At 71.9% G+C, this 17,025-nt stretch carries 12 protein-coding genes and 1 pseudogene; 10 read left to right on the plus strand and 3 right to left on the minus strand.

The annotated features are described in order from the left end of the window. The first annotated feature begins 248 nt into the window (after nucleotides 1–248). Together WA762_RS18660 and WA762_RS18665 are read left to right on the plus strand one after the other, a co-directional pair. Complete coding sequence (locus WA762_RS18660) at nucleotides 249–500, plus strand: DUF6243 family protein (protein WP_335936979.1); 252 nt, start codon at nucleotides 249–251, stop codon at nucleotides 498–500. A gap of 267 nt (nucleotides 501–767) precedes the next feature. After that, nucleotides 768–902 (plus strand): annotated as a pseudogene (locus tag WA762_RS18665) (XRE family transcriptional regulator); the annotation flags it as partial. A gap of 72 nt (nucleotides 903–974) precedes the next feature. Here the strand turns inward: WA762_RS18665 and WA762_RS18670 are convergent. Then, complete coding sequence (locus tag WA762_RS18670) at nucleotides 975–2,459, minus strand: MFS transporter (protein ID WP_335936980.1); 1,485 nt, start codon at nucleotides 2,457–2,459, stop codon at nucleotides 975–977. A gap of 144 nt (nucleotides 2,460–2,603) precedes the next feature. Here WA762_RS18670 and dusB point away from each other — a divergent pair, with 144 nt between their 5' ends. From dusB to WA762_RS18695, 5 genes are all read left to right on the plus strand, one after another. Continuing rightward, nucleotides 2,604–3,752: a tRNA dihydrouridine synthase DusB gene (gene dusB, locus WA762_RS18675; protein ID WP_335936982.1), complete on the plus strand. Its 1,149-nt coding sequence runs from the start codon at nucleotides 2,604–2,606 to the stop codon at nucleotides 3,750–3,752. A 962-nt stretch (nucleotides 3,753–4,714) separates the two neighbouring features. Continuing rightward, nucleotides 4,715–7,462 (plus strand): pyruvate, phosphate dikinase, encoded by a 2,748-nt coding sequence (ppdK, locus tag WA762_RS18680; protein WP_335936983.1) that lies wholly within the window; start codon nucleotides 4,715–4,717, stop codon nucleotides 7,460–7,462. A gap of 547 nt (nucleotides 7,463–8,009) precedes the next feature. After that, entirely contained in the window at nucleotides 8,010–8,984 is a 975-nt protein-coding gene (locus WA762_RS18685) for an ArsR/SmtB family transcription factor (RefSeq protein WP_335936985.1), read from the plus strand. A 93-nt stretch (nucleotides 8,985–9,077) separates the two neighbouring features. Beyond that, nucleotides 9,078–9,491: a VOC family protein gene (locus tag WA762_RS18690; RefSeq protein WP_335936987.1), complete on the plus strand. Its 414-nt coding sequence runs from the start codon at nucleotides 9,078–9,080 to the stop codon at nucleotides 9,489–9,491. A gap of 169 nt (nucleotides 9,492–9,660) precedes the next feature. Further along, nucleotides 9,661–10,452: a sulfite exporter TauE/SafE family protein gene (locus WA762_RS18695; protein WP_335936989.1), complete on the plus strand. Its 792-nt coding sequence runs from the start codon at nucleotides 9,661–9,663 to the stop codon at nucleotides 10,450–10,452. A gap of 78 nt (nucleotides 10,453–10,530) precedes the next feature. On the opposite strand, the gene WA762_RS18700 is transcribed toward WA762_RS18695, so the two are convergent. Beyond that, nucleotides 10,531–11,154, minus strand: a complete 624-nt coding sequence (locus tag WA762_RS18700) for a class F sortase (protein ID WP_335936991.1) — start codon at nucleotides 11,152–11,154, stop codon at nucleotides 10,531–10,533. Nucleotides 11,155–11,398: 244 nt separating this feature from the next. Continuing rightward, nucleotides 11,399–11,971: a hypothetical protein gene (locus WA762_RS18705; protein ID WP_335936993.1), complete on the minus strand. Its 573-nt coding sequence runs from the start codon at nucleotides 11,969–11,971 to the stop codon at nucleotides 11,399–11,401. Nucleotides 11,972–12,771: 800 nt separating this feature from the next. On the opposite strand from WA762_RS18705, the gene WA762_RS18710 reads away from it, so the two are divergent. The 3 genes from WA762_RS18710 to WA762_RS18720 are packed head-to-tail and all read left to right on the plus strand — an operon-like array spanning nucleotide 12,772 to nucleotide 16,893. Further along, nucleotides 12,772–13,755 carry an ABC transporter permease gene (locus WA762_RS18710; RefSeq protein WP_335936995.1) on the plus strand — a complete coding sequence of 328 codons (984 nt, stop codon included), beginning with the start codon at nucleotides 12,772–12,774 and terminating at the stop codon, nucleotides 13,753–13,755. 55 nt (nucleotides 13,756–13,810) lie between these two features. Further along, nucleotides 13,811–14,713 carry an ABC transporter permease gene (locus WA762_RS18715; RefSeq protein WP_335937030.1) on the plus strand — a complete coding sequence of 301 codons (903 nt, stop codon included), beginning with the start codon at nucleotides 13,811–13,813 and terminating at the stop codon, nucleotides 14,711–14,713. Further along, nucleotides 14,710–16,893 carry an ABC transporter ATP-binding protein gene (locus WA762_RS18720; RefSeq protein WP_335936996.1) on the plus strand — a complete coding sequence of 728 codons (2,184 nt, stop codon included), beginning with the start codon at nucleotides 14,710–14,712 and terminating at the stop codon, nucleotides 16,891–16,893. Before WA762_RS18715 ends, WA762_RS18720 begins: the two co-directional genes overlap by 4 nt. The last annotated feature ends 132 nt before the right edge of the window (nucleotides 16,894–17,025 follow it).

The raw sequence follows: 17,025 nt of genomic DNA on the forward strand, positions 1-17,025 counted from the left end.
TCCCCGTACCCCCGCGTACGGAGGACCGGGGGCCTCGTCGTTCCCCCGGTCCGGCGCGGGGCGGGGCGCGACACGCCGGAAAACCGGGTGCGCCCGCCGACGGACCCCGGCTACGGTGACGCCATGTTCTCGTTCTTCCAGATCTACGAGTGAGCGCGCGGCGGGTCCGGGCACCCGCCGCCACCGCACCGATCAGGGGGTCCTCGCAGACCCCGCTTCTCACTTCTCACCACGAATGGGAGAACGCCGTGGCCAAGGGCCGCAACAACCTCCTCGGCGTGGGCGGACAGCGCAAGAAGCTGCCCCGCGCCGATCAGCAGGCCGCAAGCACCGCACGCCAGGCCGACCGCAAGGCGTCCGCCGACCAGAAGCAGGAACTGCTGCGCAGGATGCGCGAGCGCAGCCGGCAGACGCCGGAACCCGCCGCCCCGACCGCGTCGCCGTCGGCCGCCCCGGCCCAGCCGGACACGGCCGAGCCGGACGCCTCGGCCCGGAGCTGACGCCCCCGCCTCACCCGTACGACCAGGGCCCCGGGCCCGGACCACCATGTGGTCCGGGCCCGGGGCCGTCTTCAGATGGCCGCCCGGTTCCTCGGCGCCGGTTCCATCACGCGTGGTGTGTCCGTCCTTCCGTCGCCGGTCGGTGCCTGTCGCTCCACACCCTTGGTCGTGATCACTCGTGTCCCCGGGGGCGCCTTCGCGTGAGGACGTTGCAGTCGGTGACGGTCGTCTGGCCGTTGCCCGCGCGCGCCCACTCACGCACCCTGGCCGACTCGGGCACGTCTCGTCGGACACGACTCCCCGCTGCTGCGCCTTCGCAGGCATGGCAGCAGCGGAATGTTCGACCGCTTCGCCGAGCACGGCGAGGAGCTGTGGAGCCGCGGGCTGCCCCACCGCCCGTGACACCGGAATCCACCCCCCGTGGGACCGGAGTCCTCCGAGGCGGCCGTGCGGGTCCGGACGGCGGGGCGTCCGTCAGGCTCTGGAGCCGGCCGAGGGCTGCTCCTCGGCGGGGACGGTCTCCCGCGCCTCCAGGCGTTCGGCGGTCCGGTGTGCCGTTCCGCGGGCCCAGCGTCCGCTGGTCAGCGCCCCCACCAGCAGGACGCACAGACCGCACGCGGTGATGATCCACCAGGCGGGCCTGCTCGCGTCCACGAAGGCGGTCGCGTACGCGGAGCCGTGCGGCGAGCCGGTCCCGGCCACGCCCGCCGCGAGCACCGAGCCGATCACGGCGACCCCGAGCGTCCCGCCGACCTGCCGGCTGGTCGAGGCGACCGCCGCCGCGACCCCGGCCTGGGCGCGCGGCATCCCGGAGACGGCGGTGTTGGTGATCGGCGCGTTCACCATGCCGAAGCCGAAACCGAACAGCACATAACCGGTGAACAGCAGGGCGTTGTCCGTCTCCGCCCCGAACGCGGCGAACATCAGCCCGCACGCTGTCATCGCCACCCCGGCCAGGAGCAGCGGCAGACGGGGTCCCCGGTTGCCGACGAGCCGCCCCGACACCGGGGCGCAGACGAAGGTCAGGGCCGCCATCGGCAGCATGTACAGACCGGCGTGCAGCGCGCTCAGCCCGCGCACGTTCTGCAGATACAGGGTGTTGAGGAAGAGGAATCCGCTCAGCGCGGCGAAGGAGCAGACCGCGATGGCGGTGGCCCCGCTGAACGGGGCGCTGCGGAAGAACCGCAGGTCGATGAGGGGTTCGGCGCGCCGGGGCTCGTACAGCAGCAGCCCGGCGAGGGCGCAGACGGCGAGGGCGGCGAGCACCAGGATGCGCGGCGCGGACCAGCCCGCCGACGGGGTCTCGATGATCACGTACGTCAGCGAGCCGAGCAGCGCGATCACCAGCAGCTGTCCCACCGGGTCCGGGCGGCGCGGCTTCGGGGCGCGGGACTCGGGGACGTAGCGCCAGGTGAGCAGCAGCGCGGCCAGCCCCACCGGCAGGTTGACCCAGAAGATCGAGCGCCAGCCGACCGAGTCCACCAGCAGACCGCCGACCAGCGGGCCCGCCGCCATGGAGATGCCGACCACCGCGCCCCACACCCCGATGGCCCGGGCCCGCTCGCGCGGGTCGGTGAAGGTGTTGGTGATGATCGACATGGCGACCGGGTTGAGCATCGAGCCGCCCACCGCCTGCACCATCCGGAACGCCACCAGCGACTCCAGGCTCGGCGCCAGGGAGCAGAGCAGCGAACCCAGGGTGAAGAGGACCAGCCCGGTCTGGAACACCCTGCGCCGGCCGATCCGGTCGGCGGTGGAGCCCGCGAGCATGAGCAGGGAGGCGAGGACGAGGGTGTAGGCGTCGATCGTCCACTGCATTCCCGCGACGGTGGCGCGCAGCTCCTTCTGCATGGAGGGCAGGGCGACGTTCAGGACGGTGTTGTCGAGGCTGACGATCAGCAGACTCATGCAGCAGATCGCCAGCACCAGTTGCCGTCGACGGGGACTGAGCTCGGGCATACATCGATAGTACGGTTAACTAATGAATTGCGCCGCACGGTCGGCCGAACGGACGGGCCACCGGCCGCGCCCTCCGGCGCGCGGCGGCCGCTCCGGGCCGCACGCGGCGGCCGACCGTGCCGCGCCGTACGCGACAATGGAGCAATGACCACGCTCGCCCCCTCGCTCCCGCAGCTCCGGATCGGTCCGCATCTGGTGCAGCCGCCGGTGGTGCTCGCCCCCATGGCCGGCATCACCAACGCCCCGTTCCGCACCCTGTGCCGGGAGTTCTCCGGGGGCAAGGGGCTGTTCGTCAGCGAGATGATCACCACCCGGGCGCTGGTCGAGCGCAACGAGAAGACCATGCAGCTCATCCACTTCGACGCGAGCGAGACCCCGCGTTCGATCCAGCTGTACGGGGTGGACCCGGTCACCGTCGGCAAGGCCGTCCGCATGATCGTCGACGAGGACCTGGCCGACCACATCGACCTGAACTTCGGCTGCCCGGTGCCCAAGGTGACCCGCAAGGGCGGCGGCTCCGCGCTCCCGTACAAGCGGCCGCTGCTGCGCGCGATCCTCCACCAGGCGGTCTCCCACGCGGGCGATCTGCCGGTCACCATCAAGATGCGCAAGGGCATCGACGACGACCACCTCACCTATCTCGACGCGGGCCGGATCGCCGTCGAGGAGGGCGTCAGCGCGGTCGCCCTGCACGGCAGGACCACGGCCCAGCACTACGGCGGGACCGCCGACTGGGACGCCATCGCCCGGCTCAAGGAGCACGTCCCGGAGATCCCGGTGCTCGGCAACGGCGACATCTGGTGCGCGGACGACGCCCACCGGATGATGCGCGAGACCGGCTGCGACGGCGTGGTCGTGGGGCGCGGCTGCCTGGGCCGGCCCTGGCTCTTCGGCGACCTGGTGAGCGCCTTCGAGGGCACGGGGGAGAGGCGGGCGCCCCGGCTGCGCGAGGTCGCCGGCGTGATGCTGCGGCACGCGACACTGCTGGGGGAGTGGCTCGGTGACGAGGCCCGCGGCGTGATCGACTTCCGCAAGCACGTCGCCTGGTACCTCAAGGGCTTCTCGGTCGGCTCGGAGATGCGCAAGAAGCTGGCGATCACCTCGTCCCTGGAGGAGCTGGGCGCCCAGCTGAACGAGCTGGACCTGGACCAGCCGTGGCCGGACGGCGCGGACGGACCGCGCGGGCGCACCTCGGGCAACAACCGCGTGGTGCTGCCGGACGGCTGGCTGAAGGACCCGTACGACTGCGCGGGCGTGGGCGCGGACGCGGAGCTGGACACCTCGGGCGGCTGAGCGGGGAGACGGCGGACGGCCGGGGCGAACAGAGCCCGGCCCCGCCCCGCGGCGGAGCGGTTCCGTGCGCGGGCGCGGACGAGCCGACGGCGAGACGGACGACGGCCGGCCCGGCCGTCCGGAGGGCCCGCCGGGGCGGCATGTGCCCCGGCGGGCCCTCCGCGTCTTCGGCGTGCGGCCCCGGCGGGCCTTCCTTGTCCGTGTCTCGCGTACGTCGTCGGGCGGGCTGTCGGCGCCGTCGCGTAGGTCGTCGGCGTACGTTCCCCGGCAGGTGCCCCGGCCCGTCCTCCGTCGGCCCTCCGTCGATGCCCCGGCCGGTCCTTCGGCCCGTCTTCCGTGCCGGCGGCCGGTTTCCGGGGGCGTGCGCGTCCGTTCCCCGGGAGCGCGCCGGGCGCTCCCACCACATAGGCACCGCGTGCCGCGCCAAGTCGCTCGCTCATTTGAGCGCAATATCCGGCCAGTTTCGTTGCTATTCGGCCAGAGTGGTGTCTGAGTGCGCCCTGGTTCGTCTGTGATCCGCCGTATTCGATCACGCCGCGTGGCGAGGTCTTGACTAAAGCATGACCTTTTGTTGTCGTGGGTGCGTCCACATGGTGACATCTGAGCGGCACCCGTAGAGTGATTCTCGCCACCTTGAGACTTGCATCGCTCAAATGAGCGCAATTTTGAGGGGTGCACTTCTCAAATGGTGGCACTCGGTGCCAGTGCCCACTACTTTGATCGATCGACGCTTCCGTTGCGGAGGGTGTCCGATGGGGGCAGCATTGATTGCGTCGAGTGGTTATGTATTCAAGAAGTGAACGCTTCCCTTCGTCGTGGGGACAGCCGGTGTCACTTTCGATCCGCTGGCTGACGGGTGGCTGAGCCCTCATGACGCGCAAGTGGACGTACCCAGACACCTTCGATCTGGGTATGTTCCTCGCCGTCAGGGCAGCCACCGCGTCTTCGAGGAGTCGAGACCCGTGTCGGAAAACAAAGATCCCCACGTAACCACCCCGGAAGCACGGGAGTCCGAGGGGCAGAAGTTCGTCTACGACTTCACCGAGGGCAACAAGGATCTGAAGGATCTTCTCGGCGGGAAGGGCGCCAACCTCGCCGAGATGACCAATCTGGGCCTCCCGGTTCCGCCCGGTTTCACCATCACCACCGAGGCGTGCAAGGTCTACCTCGACAGCGGCGAGGAGCCGACGGAGCTGCGCGACGAGGTCAGTGCGCACCTCGAGGCCCTCGAGGCGCGGATGGGCAAGAGGCTCGGCCAGGCGGACGACCCGCTGCTGGTCTCGGTCCGCTCCGGTGCGAAGTTCTCGATGCCCGGCATGATGGACACGGTCCTCAACATCGGCCTCTCCGACGCGTCCGTGGCCGGTCTGGCCACGCAGGCCGGCGACGAGCGGTTCGCGTGGGACTCCTACCGGCGTCTCATCCAGATGTTCGGCAAGACCGTGCTCGGCGTCGACGGCGACCTCTTCGAGGAGGCGCTGGAGGCGGCCAAGGAGGCCAAGGGCGTCACGGTCGACGTGGATCTCGACGCGGCGGACCTGAAGAAGCTGGTCAAGCAGTTCAAGAAGATCGTCTCCGGCGAGGCCGGGCGCGACTTCCCGCAGGACGCCCGCGAGCAGATGGACCTGGCCATAAGGGCGGTCTTCGACTCGTGGAACACCGACCGGGCCAAGCTCTACCGCCGCCAGGAGCGCATCCCCGGCGACCTCGGCACCGCCGTCAACGTCTGCTCGATGGTCTTCGGCAACCTCGGCCCCGACTCCGGCACGGGCGTCGCGTTCACCCGTGACCCGGCCAGCGGCCACCAGGGCGTCTACGGCGACTACCTGCAGAACGCGCAGGGCGAGGACGTCGTCGCGGGCATCCGCAACACCGTGCCGCTCGCCGATCTGGAGTCGATCGACAAGAAGTCGTACGACCAGCTGATGCAGATCATGGAGACGCTCGAAACGCACTACAAGGACCTGTGCGACATCGAGTTCACCATCGAGCGCGGCCGGCTGTGGATGCTCCAGACCCGGGTCGGCAAGCGCACCGCCGGCGCCGCCTTCCGGATCGCCACCCAGCTCGTCGACCAGGGCCTGATCGACGAGGCCGAGGCACTCCAGCGGGTCAACGGGGCGCAGCTCGCGCAGCTGATGTTCCCGCGCTTCGACGATCAGGCGCAGACCGAGCTGCTGGGCCGGGGCATCGCCGCCTCGCCCGGCGCCGCGGTCGGCAAGGCCGTCTTCGACTCGTACACCGCGGTGAAGTGGTCCCGTTCCGGCGAGAAGGTCATCCTGATCCGCCGCGAGACCAACCCCGACGACCTCGACGGAATGATCGCCGCCGAGGGCATCCTGACCTCGCGCGGCGGCAAGACCTCGCACGCTGCCGTCGTCGCCCGGGGCATGGGCAAGACCTGTGTCTGCGGCGCCGAGGAGCTGGAGGTCGACACCAAGCGCCGCCGGATGACGGTGGGCGGCCGGGTCGTCGAGGAGGGGGACGTCGTCTCCATCGACGGCTCCACCGGCAAGGTGTACCTGGGCGAGGTGCCCGTCGTGCCGTCCCCGGTGGTCGAGTACTTCGAGGGCCGGATGCACGCCGGCGCCGACGACGCCGACGAGCTGGTCTCCGCCGTGCACCGGATCATGGCGTACGCGGACCGGGTCCGCCGGCTGCGGGTGCGGGCCAACGCCGACAACGCCGAGGACGCGCTGCGGGCCCGCCGCTTCGGCGCCCAGGGCATCGGCCTGTGCCGTACCGAGCACATGTTCCTCGGTGAGCGGCGCGGACTGGTCGAGAAGCTGATCCTCGCGGACACCGACGACGAGCGCGAGGCCGCGCTGGCGGAGCTGCTCCCGCTCCAGAAGGCCGACTTCGTCGAGCTGTTCGAGGCGATGGACGGGCTGCCGGTCACCGTGCGGCTGCTGGACCCGCCGCTGCACGAGTTCCTGCCGGACATCACCGAGCTCTCGGTGCGGGTGGCGCTCGCGGAGGCCCGCCAGGACGCCAACGAGAACGACCTGCGCCTGCTCCAGGCGGTCCACAAGCTGCACGAGCAGAACCCGATGCTCGGTCTGCGCGGGGTCCGCCTCGGTCTGGTCATCCCCGGCCTGTTCGCCATGCAGGTACGGGCGATCGCGGAGGCCGCGGCCGAGCGCAAGAACGCCAAGGGCGACCCGCGCGCCGAGATCATGATCCCACTCGTCGGCACGGTCCAGGAGCTGGAGATCGTCCGTGAGGAGGCCGACCAGGTCATCGCCGAGGTCGAGGCGGCCACCGGCGCCCGGCTGAAGCTGACCATCGGCACCATGATCGAGCTGCCGCGCGCCGCGCTGACCGCGGGGCAGATCGCGGAGGCCGCGCAGTTCTTCTCCTTCGGCACCAACGACCTGACCCAGACGGTGTGGGGCTTCTCCCGCGACGACGTGGAGGCGTCGTTCTTCACCGCGTACCTGGAGAAGGGCATCTTCGGGGTGTCGCCGTTCGAGACGATCGACAAGGACGGCGTCGGCTCGCTGGTCCGCAGCGCCGTCGAGGCCGGCCGGGCCACCCGCCCGGACCTGAAGCTGGGCGTCTGCGGCGAGCACGGCGGCGACCCGGAGTCGGTGCACTTCTTCCACGAGGTGGGCCTGGACTACGTCTCCTGCTCCCCGTTCCGCATCCCCGTCGCCCGCCTGGAGGCGGGCCGGGCGGCGGCGGAGGCGGCGGGCAGCGACAGCCGCTGACCCGGTCCGCCCCAGACCCCGGGGCCGCGCCGCGGCCGGTTCGTACCCTCAGCGGTCCGGCGGCGGCCCCGGCACCCCCGGAGGCGGCGGCCCCCGCGCATCGGGCCGCCGCCCCACCCCGCGCACGCCGGTCCGGCGGCGACGGTCCCCACTGTCCCCGCCGGACCGGCGCGCGGCCGAAATGGGCGAGCGCCTCCGCGCCATTTCTTTGTTCAATACGCAAAGTTCGTTCAATCCGCAAAGACGTGGGCCGGTAACGGACCGGGACGCGGTCCATGGATCCCCACCCATGGGCCGCGTCCCGGCTTACCCCCGTCGGGTGCGGAGCCGCACCGTCGCCGACCGCCGCCGAACGAGCAAAACCCCCCACGGCCTTCACTCGCTCTTCCGGTGGCTTCGGATACGCACCCGACGGCGTACAGCATTTCCGCAGGCGGCAGGGTGTGGCGAGACGTTTCACCTCTGGCCGAAACCCCGTGGTGACGTGCTGTTACGGGTCGCATACCCTGGAGCGGGGGTAATTGCACGTGCAACAGGTGGGGGCCCGGTGCTGCGTATCCACATGTCCGGAGTGGACCTGTCCAAGGTGCGGATGGCCACCCGGCCGGACGCGCTGTGGGAAACCACTCTGAGTTTTCACCGGCTGAGGGACCGGCGCGGATCCACGGTGTTCGGGAAATGGCGTTCGGAAACCCGGCCGCGGTTGAATGGTGAAGTACGTCTGCTGGCGGCCCTGATTCCACCGCGCGGCTATTTCCCGGACTTCCTGACACCTTCTCAGGAAACCAGCGATCCGTACACCATCGACGCGGGAATAGAGGCGCTGCGCGACACGCCGCCCGAGCGGATACGCGCCGAACTCGCCCTGCTGGTCGCCGGACGGCGGGTGTCCGGCCGGATCCCGGACGGGCGGGTCGAGCCGCTCGGCCGGCTCGCCGACGCCCTGCGCGCCTATCACCGCGCCGCGATCGAGCCCTACTGGCCGCACATCCGGTCCACCATCGAGGCCGACCGCGCCGTCCGGGGCCGCGCCCTGCTGGACGGCGGGACGGAGGAGCTGCTCGCCTCGCTCCCGCCCATGATCCGCTGGCGGCCGCCCGTCCTGGAGGCGGACTACCCCTTCGACCGCGAACTGCGTCTGGACGGGAGGGGGCTGCTGCTCCAGCCGTCCTACTTCTGCCGCGTCACCCCGGTCGTCTACCGCGACGCGCGGCTCCCGCCGGTCCTCGTCTACCCGGTCACCCACTCCCGCGCCCCGGTCTTCGCCGAACCGGGTCCCTGGCTGGGCCGTCTCCTCGGCAACACCCGCTCGACCGTGCTGAGAGCCATCGGCAACGGCTGCACCACCAGCGAACTCGCCCTGCGGGCCGGCATATCGCTCGCCTCCGCGAGTCAGCACGCCTGCGTACTGCGCGAGGCGGGCCTGATCCACACCCTTCGGCACGGCAACGCCGTCCTGCACACGCTGACCCCGCTGGGCGGATCGCTGCTCCGGGGCGGCGCGCCGCTCGTGACGTCCTGACGGCGGGATCTTCCGCCGGGAGCGATGAGTTCCGTGCGCCCGCGCGGTCTACCTGTCGTAAAGCGTTCGAACACCAGAAAGAACGGTACGGCCATGCCCCAGCTGATCTTCGTGAACCTGCCGGTCAAGAACCTCGAGACCACCAAGGCGTTCTTCGGCAAGCTCGGCTACTCGTGCAACCCGCAGTTCACCGACGAGAACACCGCGTGCCTCGTCATCAGCGACACCATTTTCGCCATGCTTCTCACGGAGCCCCGGTTCAAGGAGTTCACCCGGAAGGAGATCGCGGACTCCGCCACGTCCACCGAGGTGATCCTCGCGCTGAGCGCGGAGAGCCGCGAGCGGGTCGACGAGCTGGCCGACATCGCGCTGGCCTCGGGGGGATCGCCCGCCAACGACCCGATGGACTTCGGCCACATGTACAGCCGCTCCTTCCAGGACCCGGACGGGCACATCTGGGAGGTCATGTGGATGGACCCGGCCGCCGTCGAGGCGCAGCAGGGCTGATTCCGGCCGGCCCGCCCGGCGGGGGAGCGGGAGAACGGGACCGGGAGAGCGGGCCCGGGAGCGCGGGAGAGCGGGAGCGGGGAGGGGAAGCTCAGATCCTGCTCAGCTTTTCCGGGAACGGGCCGAAGCCGATGGACGGGGACGTGATCGCGTCCGTAGGGTCGCGATCATGTCAGACATAGCGCTCACCACCCTGGTCGTCCTCTGTCTCGCGGCGGGTGCGGCGGGCTGGGTCGACGCGGTGGTGGGCGGGGGCGGGCTGATTCTGCTGCCCGCCCTGCTGCTGGGTCTTCCGCATGTTCCCGCCGCGCATGTCCTCGGCACCAACAAGGCGGTCGCGATCGTCGGCACCTCGGGCGCCGCCGTGGCGTATGTGCGCAAGGCGCCGGTGAGGCTCTGGACGGCCCTGCGGATCGGGCTCGCCGCCCTGGCCGGGTCGATGACCGGCGCCTTCTTCGCCGCCGGGATCAGCAGCGAGGTGCTGCGGCCCGTGATCATGGTGGCGCTGCTGGCGGTCGCGGCGTTCGTGATGCTGCGGCCGTCGTTCGGAAGGGCGGACGCGGACGACGGTACGCGGCAGCGGGTCACCCGCGCCCGTACCGTCACCGCGATCCTGCTGGTCGGCGGCGGCATCGGCTTCTACGACGGGCTGTTCGGCCCCGGCACCGGAACGTTTCTGGTGCTGGCCCTGACCGCGGTGCTCCACCTCGATCTGGTGACGGCGTCCGCCACTGCCAAGATCGTCAACGTCTGCACCAACGTGGGCGCCCTGGCGATGTTCGCCTACCAGGGGCATGTCATGTGGGGGCTGGCGGCCCTGATGGCGGTGTTCAACCTGGCCGGTGGGCTCATCGGGGCGCGGATGGCGCTCAGCAGGGGCAGCGGTTTCGTCCGCGTCGTGCTGCTGGTCGTGGTGTTCTCGCTGGTCGCGAAGCTGGCGTTCGACCAGTGGGTGGCCTGAGCCGCTTCGGTCGGCGGGGGCCCGAGCGGCTGGGGCGTCGGCGCCCGGGGGCGATGCGCGGCGGGCGTCGTGGCGGGGTCAGCGCACCCCGGTGAGATGCGCGTACGCCACCACGTTGCCCCGGTAGCCGGTCGCCTTCGAGTACCCGCCGCCGCAGGTGATCAGCCGGAGCGAGGCGTAGGGCGAGGCGCCGTACACCCGGTCGTCGGGGAAGCGGTCGCTCTCGTAGACCTCGATCGCGTCGAGCGAGAAGACGGCGGTGCGCCCGTCCCGGCGGACCACCTCCACCTCGCCGCCCTTCCGCAGGGCGCCCAGGTCGTAGAAGACCGACCGCCCGTGCTCGTCGTCGACATGGCCGGCGACGAGCGCGCTGCCCCGGGAGCCGGGCGGAGTGCCGTCCCGGTACCAGCCCACCACGTTGTGCCTCCCGGCCGGCGGCACGTCGAGACTGCGGTCGGCGCCGAGTCCCAGCGGCATCATCGGCGCGTCGACCCGGATGCTCGGGATCCGGATGCGTACCGGTTCGGAGGGCTTCAGCGGTTCGGCGACCGGCGATCCCGGCAGCGGGCCCGGTCCGCCGACGAACGCCTGCGCGGCGGCGGGCCCGGGCGGCAGCAGCTGGGCGTCGGCGCCGTGACGGATCAACCAGACACCGGCCAGCGCCGCGACGAACAGCAGCCAGCCCTTGGCCTTCTGGGACACGGTTCTCCTCGGGTGACGGAGCGGGAGAGGGTGCGGACGCGGAGACGTGACGCGCACGGGCCCGGACCGGCGTCATGGACGCGGGTACGGACACGGGCGCGTCACGGCCGCACGGGGTCGGGGACCGGCCGTGCGGACGCGTGCGGGTACGCGGGCGTGCCGCGCACGGGTGTGGCCCCGTCCCGGTGGCGCGCTACCACCGGGACGGAAGCCAGGCGGGTGCGAGGACGTGAATCCGTCCCCGTCAGCCGGCCTCCTGCGTGCCGCTCGCCCGACGACGCAGGAGCCAGGCCCCGCCGACGGCGGTTCCGGCGAGTACGCCGGCGCCCGCCGCGATCTGGGTGGTGTCGGAACGGACGCTGCCGCCGACACCGGTTTTGACGTGCCCGCGCGGGCCGTCGGACACGGACGAGCCGTCGCGCCCCGACCCGCCGTCGCGGCCGGACGAGGAGTCGTCGCGCCGCGCGGAGTCGTCGCGCCGGGCGGAACCGCCGTCCTCGGACGGGTTCCGGTTCCCGCGATCGTTCGACCCGTCGTTCCTCGGGGCGGTGCCGAGCCCGGAGAAGGCGTTGAGCCCGCCGACGGAGTCGAGCAGCGAGGGGACGTTGACGCGGGGAGCCGTGTAGTTGCCGCCGGTTCCGCCGCCCTGGTCGCCCTGTTCCAGGGGGAGGCCGCCGACGGCCGGGGCGGCCGCCGGGCCGCCCCGCGGCACGCCGGTCCCACCCGCGTACGCGGGCTGCCCGGCGGCGAAGAGGGCGAGCGCGGCTATGGCGACCGCCGAGGCGGCGGCACCGGTCACTGGGCGAGCAGGACGCATGGGATTTCCTCCGGGCGATGTGCGCGTGCGGCCCCGTCGCGAGCAGCCGTTCCGCGAGAGCTCGCGAACCGCTGTGTCGCGAGTGGTCGCGAGTAGCTGTGTCCTGGGTCCGAGCTAACGGGCGACAGCCCCGCCATGCCTGCTGACTGCGAGTCAGATGCCACTCGATCGGATCGGCGTGTCCCTCTTGTCAGAACTCATCGCCGCAGGTCACGCCGGTGATCGAGCGGTATGGCGTCGGTTCCGCATAAACCGGTGCCAAATGGGTGACAACGGTGGCGAGTAAGTGGCGCACGTCACATGCATGACCTCCGGGTGGCCGGGCACATGTCAGACACCCCCCACGGGACGGCTCAGTCGACCGCCCCCGCCCCGCCGGTCCACCGGGCTCGCCGCCCCGGTCCGGCGGGGCGTTCCGTTTCGCGTTCCGTTTCGCCTTCCGGTTCTCGCGATCCGGGCTCCGTCGCTCCGTTCCGCGGCTTCGCTCCCGCTCTCCGTTTCCGCTCTCCGTTCCCGCCCGGCTCTCGCTCTCCGTTCCCGCCCGGCTCCCGCCGCCCGCCCCGGGTGCGTATGCATCCGTGCGCGCAGCGTGATTCCTGGCCGGATTGCTACGGCTGTATGTCGACCTCATGGCGGGAACGCCGAAACCCTGGTGCCGGCTCGGAGGCGCGGAACAGACTGGCGTTCGCACATTCGTGCTGACGCTCCGTACCCAGAAAGCCCGCCCCACACATGCATGCGCCCCCCAGACCAGGCACCTTCGAGGTGCGCCCTTCCCGTGCGGCGAGGGGGTGCCGTCCGTGCTGCGCCATCTGACGCGCAAGGCGACGGGCTGGCTCCTGATGATCGTGGTCGCGACCAACGCGACCTATTTCCTGGCCAGTTGGTTCCTCGACCCGCGGGCGAACTACCGGGAGCTGCGGCCGGTCCGCACCGAGGAACAGATCGACCGGGCGCTCGCGCCGTACAACCTGAGCCCCGAGGAGCCGGTGCTGCACCGGTGGTGGGACTGGCTCACCTCGGTGGTCCTGCACTTCGACTGGGGCAGGTCGCCCACCGGGGTCTCCGTCAACGGGGAGATCGGCTACCGGGCGCTGGTCAGCGGCGAACTGGTCGTCATCGCGACCGTGCTGTCCGTCGTCGTCGGCGTCGCACTGGCCGTGTACACCGCGTCGCGGCAGTACGGCTGGGCCGACCGCTTCTCGCAGGCCGTGTCCATCGCCGTGTTCAACGTCCCGACGTCCGTCGCCGCGCTCGCCGTGGTCTTCGTCGCGATCTGGCTCAACCAGCACGCCGGGCTGGGCTTCCTCCGCGTCGCCGGGGAGAACTCGCCCGGTGTCGAGGGGCTGCTGCCGACGATCGGCGACCGCCTGCTGCATCTGATCCTGCCGACCCTGAGCCTGACCCTGATGGGCTATGTCGGCTACCACCTGACGCAGCGTTCGCTGCTGCTGGACACCGTCGACGCGGACTTCGTGCGCACCGCCCGGGCCACCGGGCTCACCCGGGCCCAGGCGATCCGCAGGCACGCCCTGCGCGCCGCGCTCATCCCGACGGCGACCTCCGTCGCGTTCAGCATCCCGGCCATGTTCACCGGCGCGGTCATCACCGAATCGATCTTCGGCTGGAACGGCATGGGCCGCTACTTCATCGAGACCATCAGCAAGAACGACGTGCACGGCACGGTCGCGACCGCCGCCTTCGCCGCCGCGCTGACGGCGGTCGGCGCGATCCTCGCGGATGTCGCCACGGTCTTCCTCGACCCCAGAGTGAGGGTGAACTGACGTGGCCGCAGACGTGACAGGCGCCGCCCCGTCCGGCGCCCCCGCGGACCCGGCGTTGGACCCGGCCCTCCCCGCTTCGCGCGAGGACGCGCGCCACTCCGGACTCGGCCGCCTCTATCTGAGGCGCTTCCTGCGCAACCGCCTCGCCGTCGCGGGCGTGGTGATCTTCCTGCTGCTGGTGCTGTTCAGCGCGTTCGGCGGGATGTTCACCTCCTACGCCTACTCCGACGCCGACTTCGCCGCGCTCACCCAGCCGCCGAGCGCCGCTCACTGGTTCGGCACCAACCAGGGCGGGAACGACGTCTACGCCTCCGCCGTGCACGGCCTCCAGCGCTCCCTGGCGATCGCCGTGAGCGTCTCCGTGCTGACCATCGTCGTCGCCGCGGTCATCGGTTCCAGCGCCGCGTACTTCGGGGGCCGGGTGGAGAAGGCGATCCTGGCGGTCATCCACTTCCTGCTGGTCGTCCCCTCGTTCCTGATCCTCGCGCTGGTCTCGCACCGGCTCGCCGGGGACTGGCGGGTCCTCATCGTCGTCCTCACGGTGTTCGGCTGGATGTCCACGGCGCGGGTGATCTGGTCCGTCTCGACGTCCCTGCGGGAACGGGACTATGTGAAGGCCGCCGAGTTCATGGGCGTCAGCGCGCCGCGCGTCATCCTGCGCCACATCATCCCCAACCTCGGCTCGCTGCTGATCGTCAATCTGACGCTCGGCGTCGTCGCGACCGTGCTCAGCGAAACCGCCCTGTCCTTCCTCGGGTTCGGCGTCCAGACCCCCGACGTCTCCCTCGGCACGATGCTCGCGGACGGCGCGGGCACCATCACGAGCGCTCCATGGCTCTTCGTCTTCCCCGCGGGCCTGGTCGTCCTGCTCACCGTGTCGATGACCTTCGTCGGCGACGGGCTGCGCGACGCGCTCGACCCCACGTCCGTGACCGGTGCGGCAGGAGGCCGACGATGACGCTCACCACCACCCCGGCCGTCCCCGCGCCGCCGGCCGCCGACGCCGCCCCGGTGCTCTCCGTACGGGACCTGCGGGTCTCCTTCCCCTCCGAGGCCGGGCCCGTCGAGGCGGTGCGCGGCGTGAGCTTCGACCTCCTGCCGGGCCGCACCCTCGGCATCGTCGGCGAGTCCGGCTCCGGCAAGTCGGCCACCGCGATGGCCGTCATGGGCCTGCTGCCCGCCTCCGCGTCGCTGCGCGGCCGGGTGCTGCTGGGCGGGCGCGACCTGGTCGGCCTCGGCGACGAGGAGCTCTCCGCGATACGCGGCGCCGCCATCGGCATGGTCTTCCAGGACCCGCTGTCCGCGCTCACCCCGATCTTCTCCGTGGGCAGGCTGCTCTCCGACGCCCTGCGGGTCCACCAGGACCTGACGAAGCGGGCCGCCTGGGAACGGGCCGTCGAACTCCTCGACCTCGTCGGCATCCCCGACCCGCGGGGCCGGGCCAAGTCCTTCCCGCACGAGTTCTCCGGAGGCATGCGCCAGCGTGTCGTCATCGCGATGGCGATCGCCAACAAGCCGTCCGTCCTCGTCGCGGACGAGCCCACCACCGCCCTCGACGTCACCGTTCAGGCCCAGATCCTGGACGTGCTGCGGCTGGCCCAGCGGGAGACGGGGGCCGGCCTCGTCCTCATCACCCACGACCTGGGGGTCGTCGCCGGTCACGCGGACGAGGTCGCCGTCATGTACGCGGGCCGGCTCGTGGAACGGGCGGGCGTCGACGAACTGTTCCGCCGCCCCGTGATGCCGTACACCGCGCGGCTGCTCGCCGCCGTGCCGACCGTGGACAGCGGGGTCCACCGCCCCCTGGTCCCGATCGGCGGGGAACCGCCCTCCCTCGTGGACCTCCCGGCCGGCTGCCCCTTCGCGAGCCGCTGCGCCGTCGCGCTCGACGCCTGCCGCGCCGACGAGCCGGCGCTGCGCGAGGTCACCGGGCACGGGCACGTGGCCTGCCTGCGCGCCTCGGAGGTTGTGGACGGAACCCTGGACCCCGCGGGGAAGCCGCCCCTCGACCCCGCGGAGGCGGGAGAGCCGGGCGGCCCCGACGAGTCCGACGGCCCCGGCGCGTCCGGCCGCCCCGACGGCCCCGGCAAGGCCGATGAGCTCGACGCCCCCGGCGCGTCCGGCGGCCCCGGCCACGCGGGCGAGGTCGTGCTCCGCGTCGAGGACCTCGTCAAGACCTTCCCGGTCACCAAGGGCGCCCTCCTCAAGCGCCGGGTGGGCACGCTGCACGCCGTCAACGGGGTGAGCTTCGAGCTGCGCGCCGGGGAGACCCTGGGCCTGGTCGGCGAGTCGGGCAGCGGCAAGACCACGACCCTGCTGGAGATCCTCCGGCTGAAGCGGCCCGAGGGCGGGCGGATCGAGATCGCCGGAACCGACGTCGGCACGCTCGACTCCGCCGCCCGGACACGGGAGCTGCGGCGGCGGGTGCAGATCGTGATGCAGGACCCGCTGGGGGCCCTGAACCCCCGCCTGCCGGTGTTCCAGCTGCTCGCCGAACCGCTGAGGGCGATCGGGCGGGACCGCGAGACGATCCGCTCCCGGGTCCGGGAACTGCTGACCCTGGTCGGCCTGGATCCCGCCGTCGGCGACCGCTTCCCGGCCGCGCTCTCCGGCGGCCAGCGCCAGCGGATCGGCATCGCCAGGGCCCTGGCGACCGAGCCGAGTCTGCTGGTCCTCGACGAACCGCTCTCCGCCCTCGACGTCTCGGTGCAGGCCGGGGTGATCAACCTGCTGGCCCGGCTGGGGCGCGAACTCGGGCTCGCGTACCTGGTCGTCGCCCACGACCTGGCCGTCGTCCGGTACGTGTCCGACCGCATCGCCGTGATGTACCTGGGGCACATCGTCGAGACCGGGGAGACCGAGGCGCTCTTCTCCGACCCGAAACACCCCTACACCCGGGCGCTGCTGTCCGCGATCCCGGTCCCCGACCCGCGGCGGGAACGCGCCCGCGAACGCGTCGTCCTGAGCGGCGAGCAGCCCAGCGCCACCCGCCCGCCCGAGGGCTGCGTCTTCGTCGACCGCTGTCCGCTGTACCGCCTCGCCGCAGAGGACGTGCGTCGGCGCTGCCGCACGGAACGTCCCGCGCCGACGCCGGTCGCCGGCCGCCCCGGCCACCAGTACGCCTGCCACGCCGTCTGACCCCGTACCGTCCCGCACCCGTTCCGGGCCGGCCCGGAACGGGTGCGGGGGTCCCGTCCGGCCGACGCCGGGCGACCCGCCTCCCCGCCCGCGGCCGACCCCGGCGCACACCGACCAGAAAGAACCCATCCG

This window comes from Streptomyces tyrfis, from assembly GCF_037034285.1.
In the GTDB taxonomy this organism is placed as follows: Bacteria; Actinomycetota; Actinomycetes; order Streptomycetales; family Streptomycetaceae; genus Streptomyces.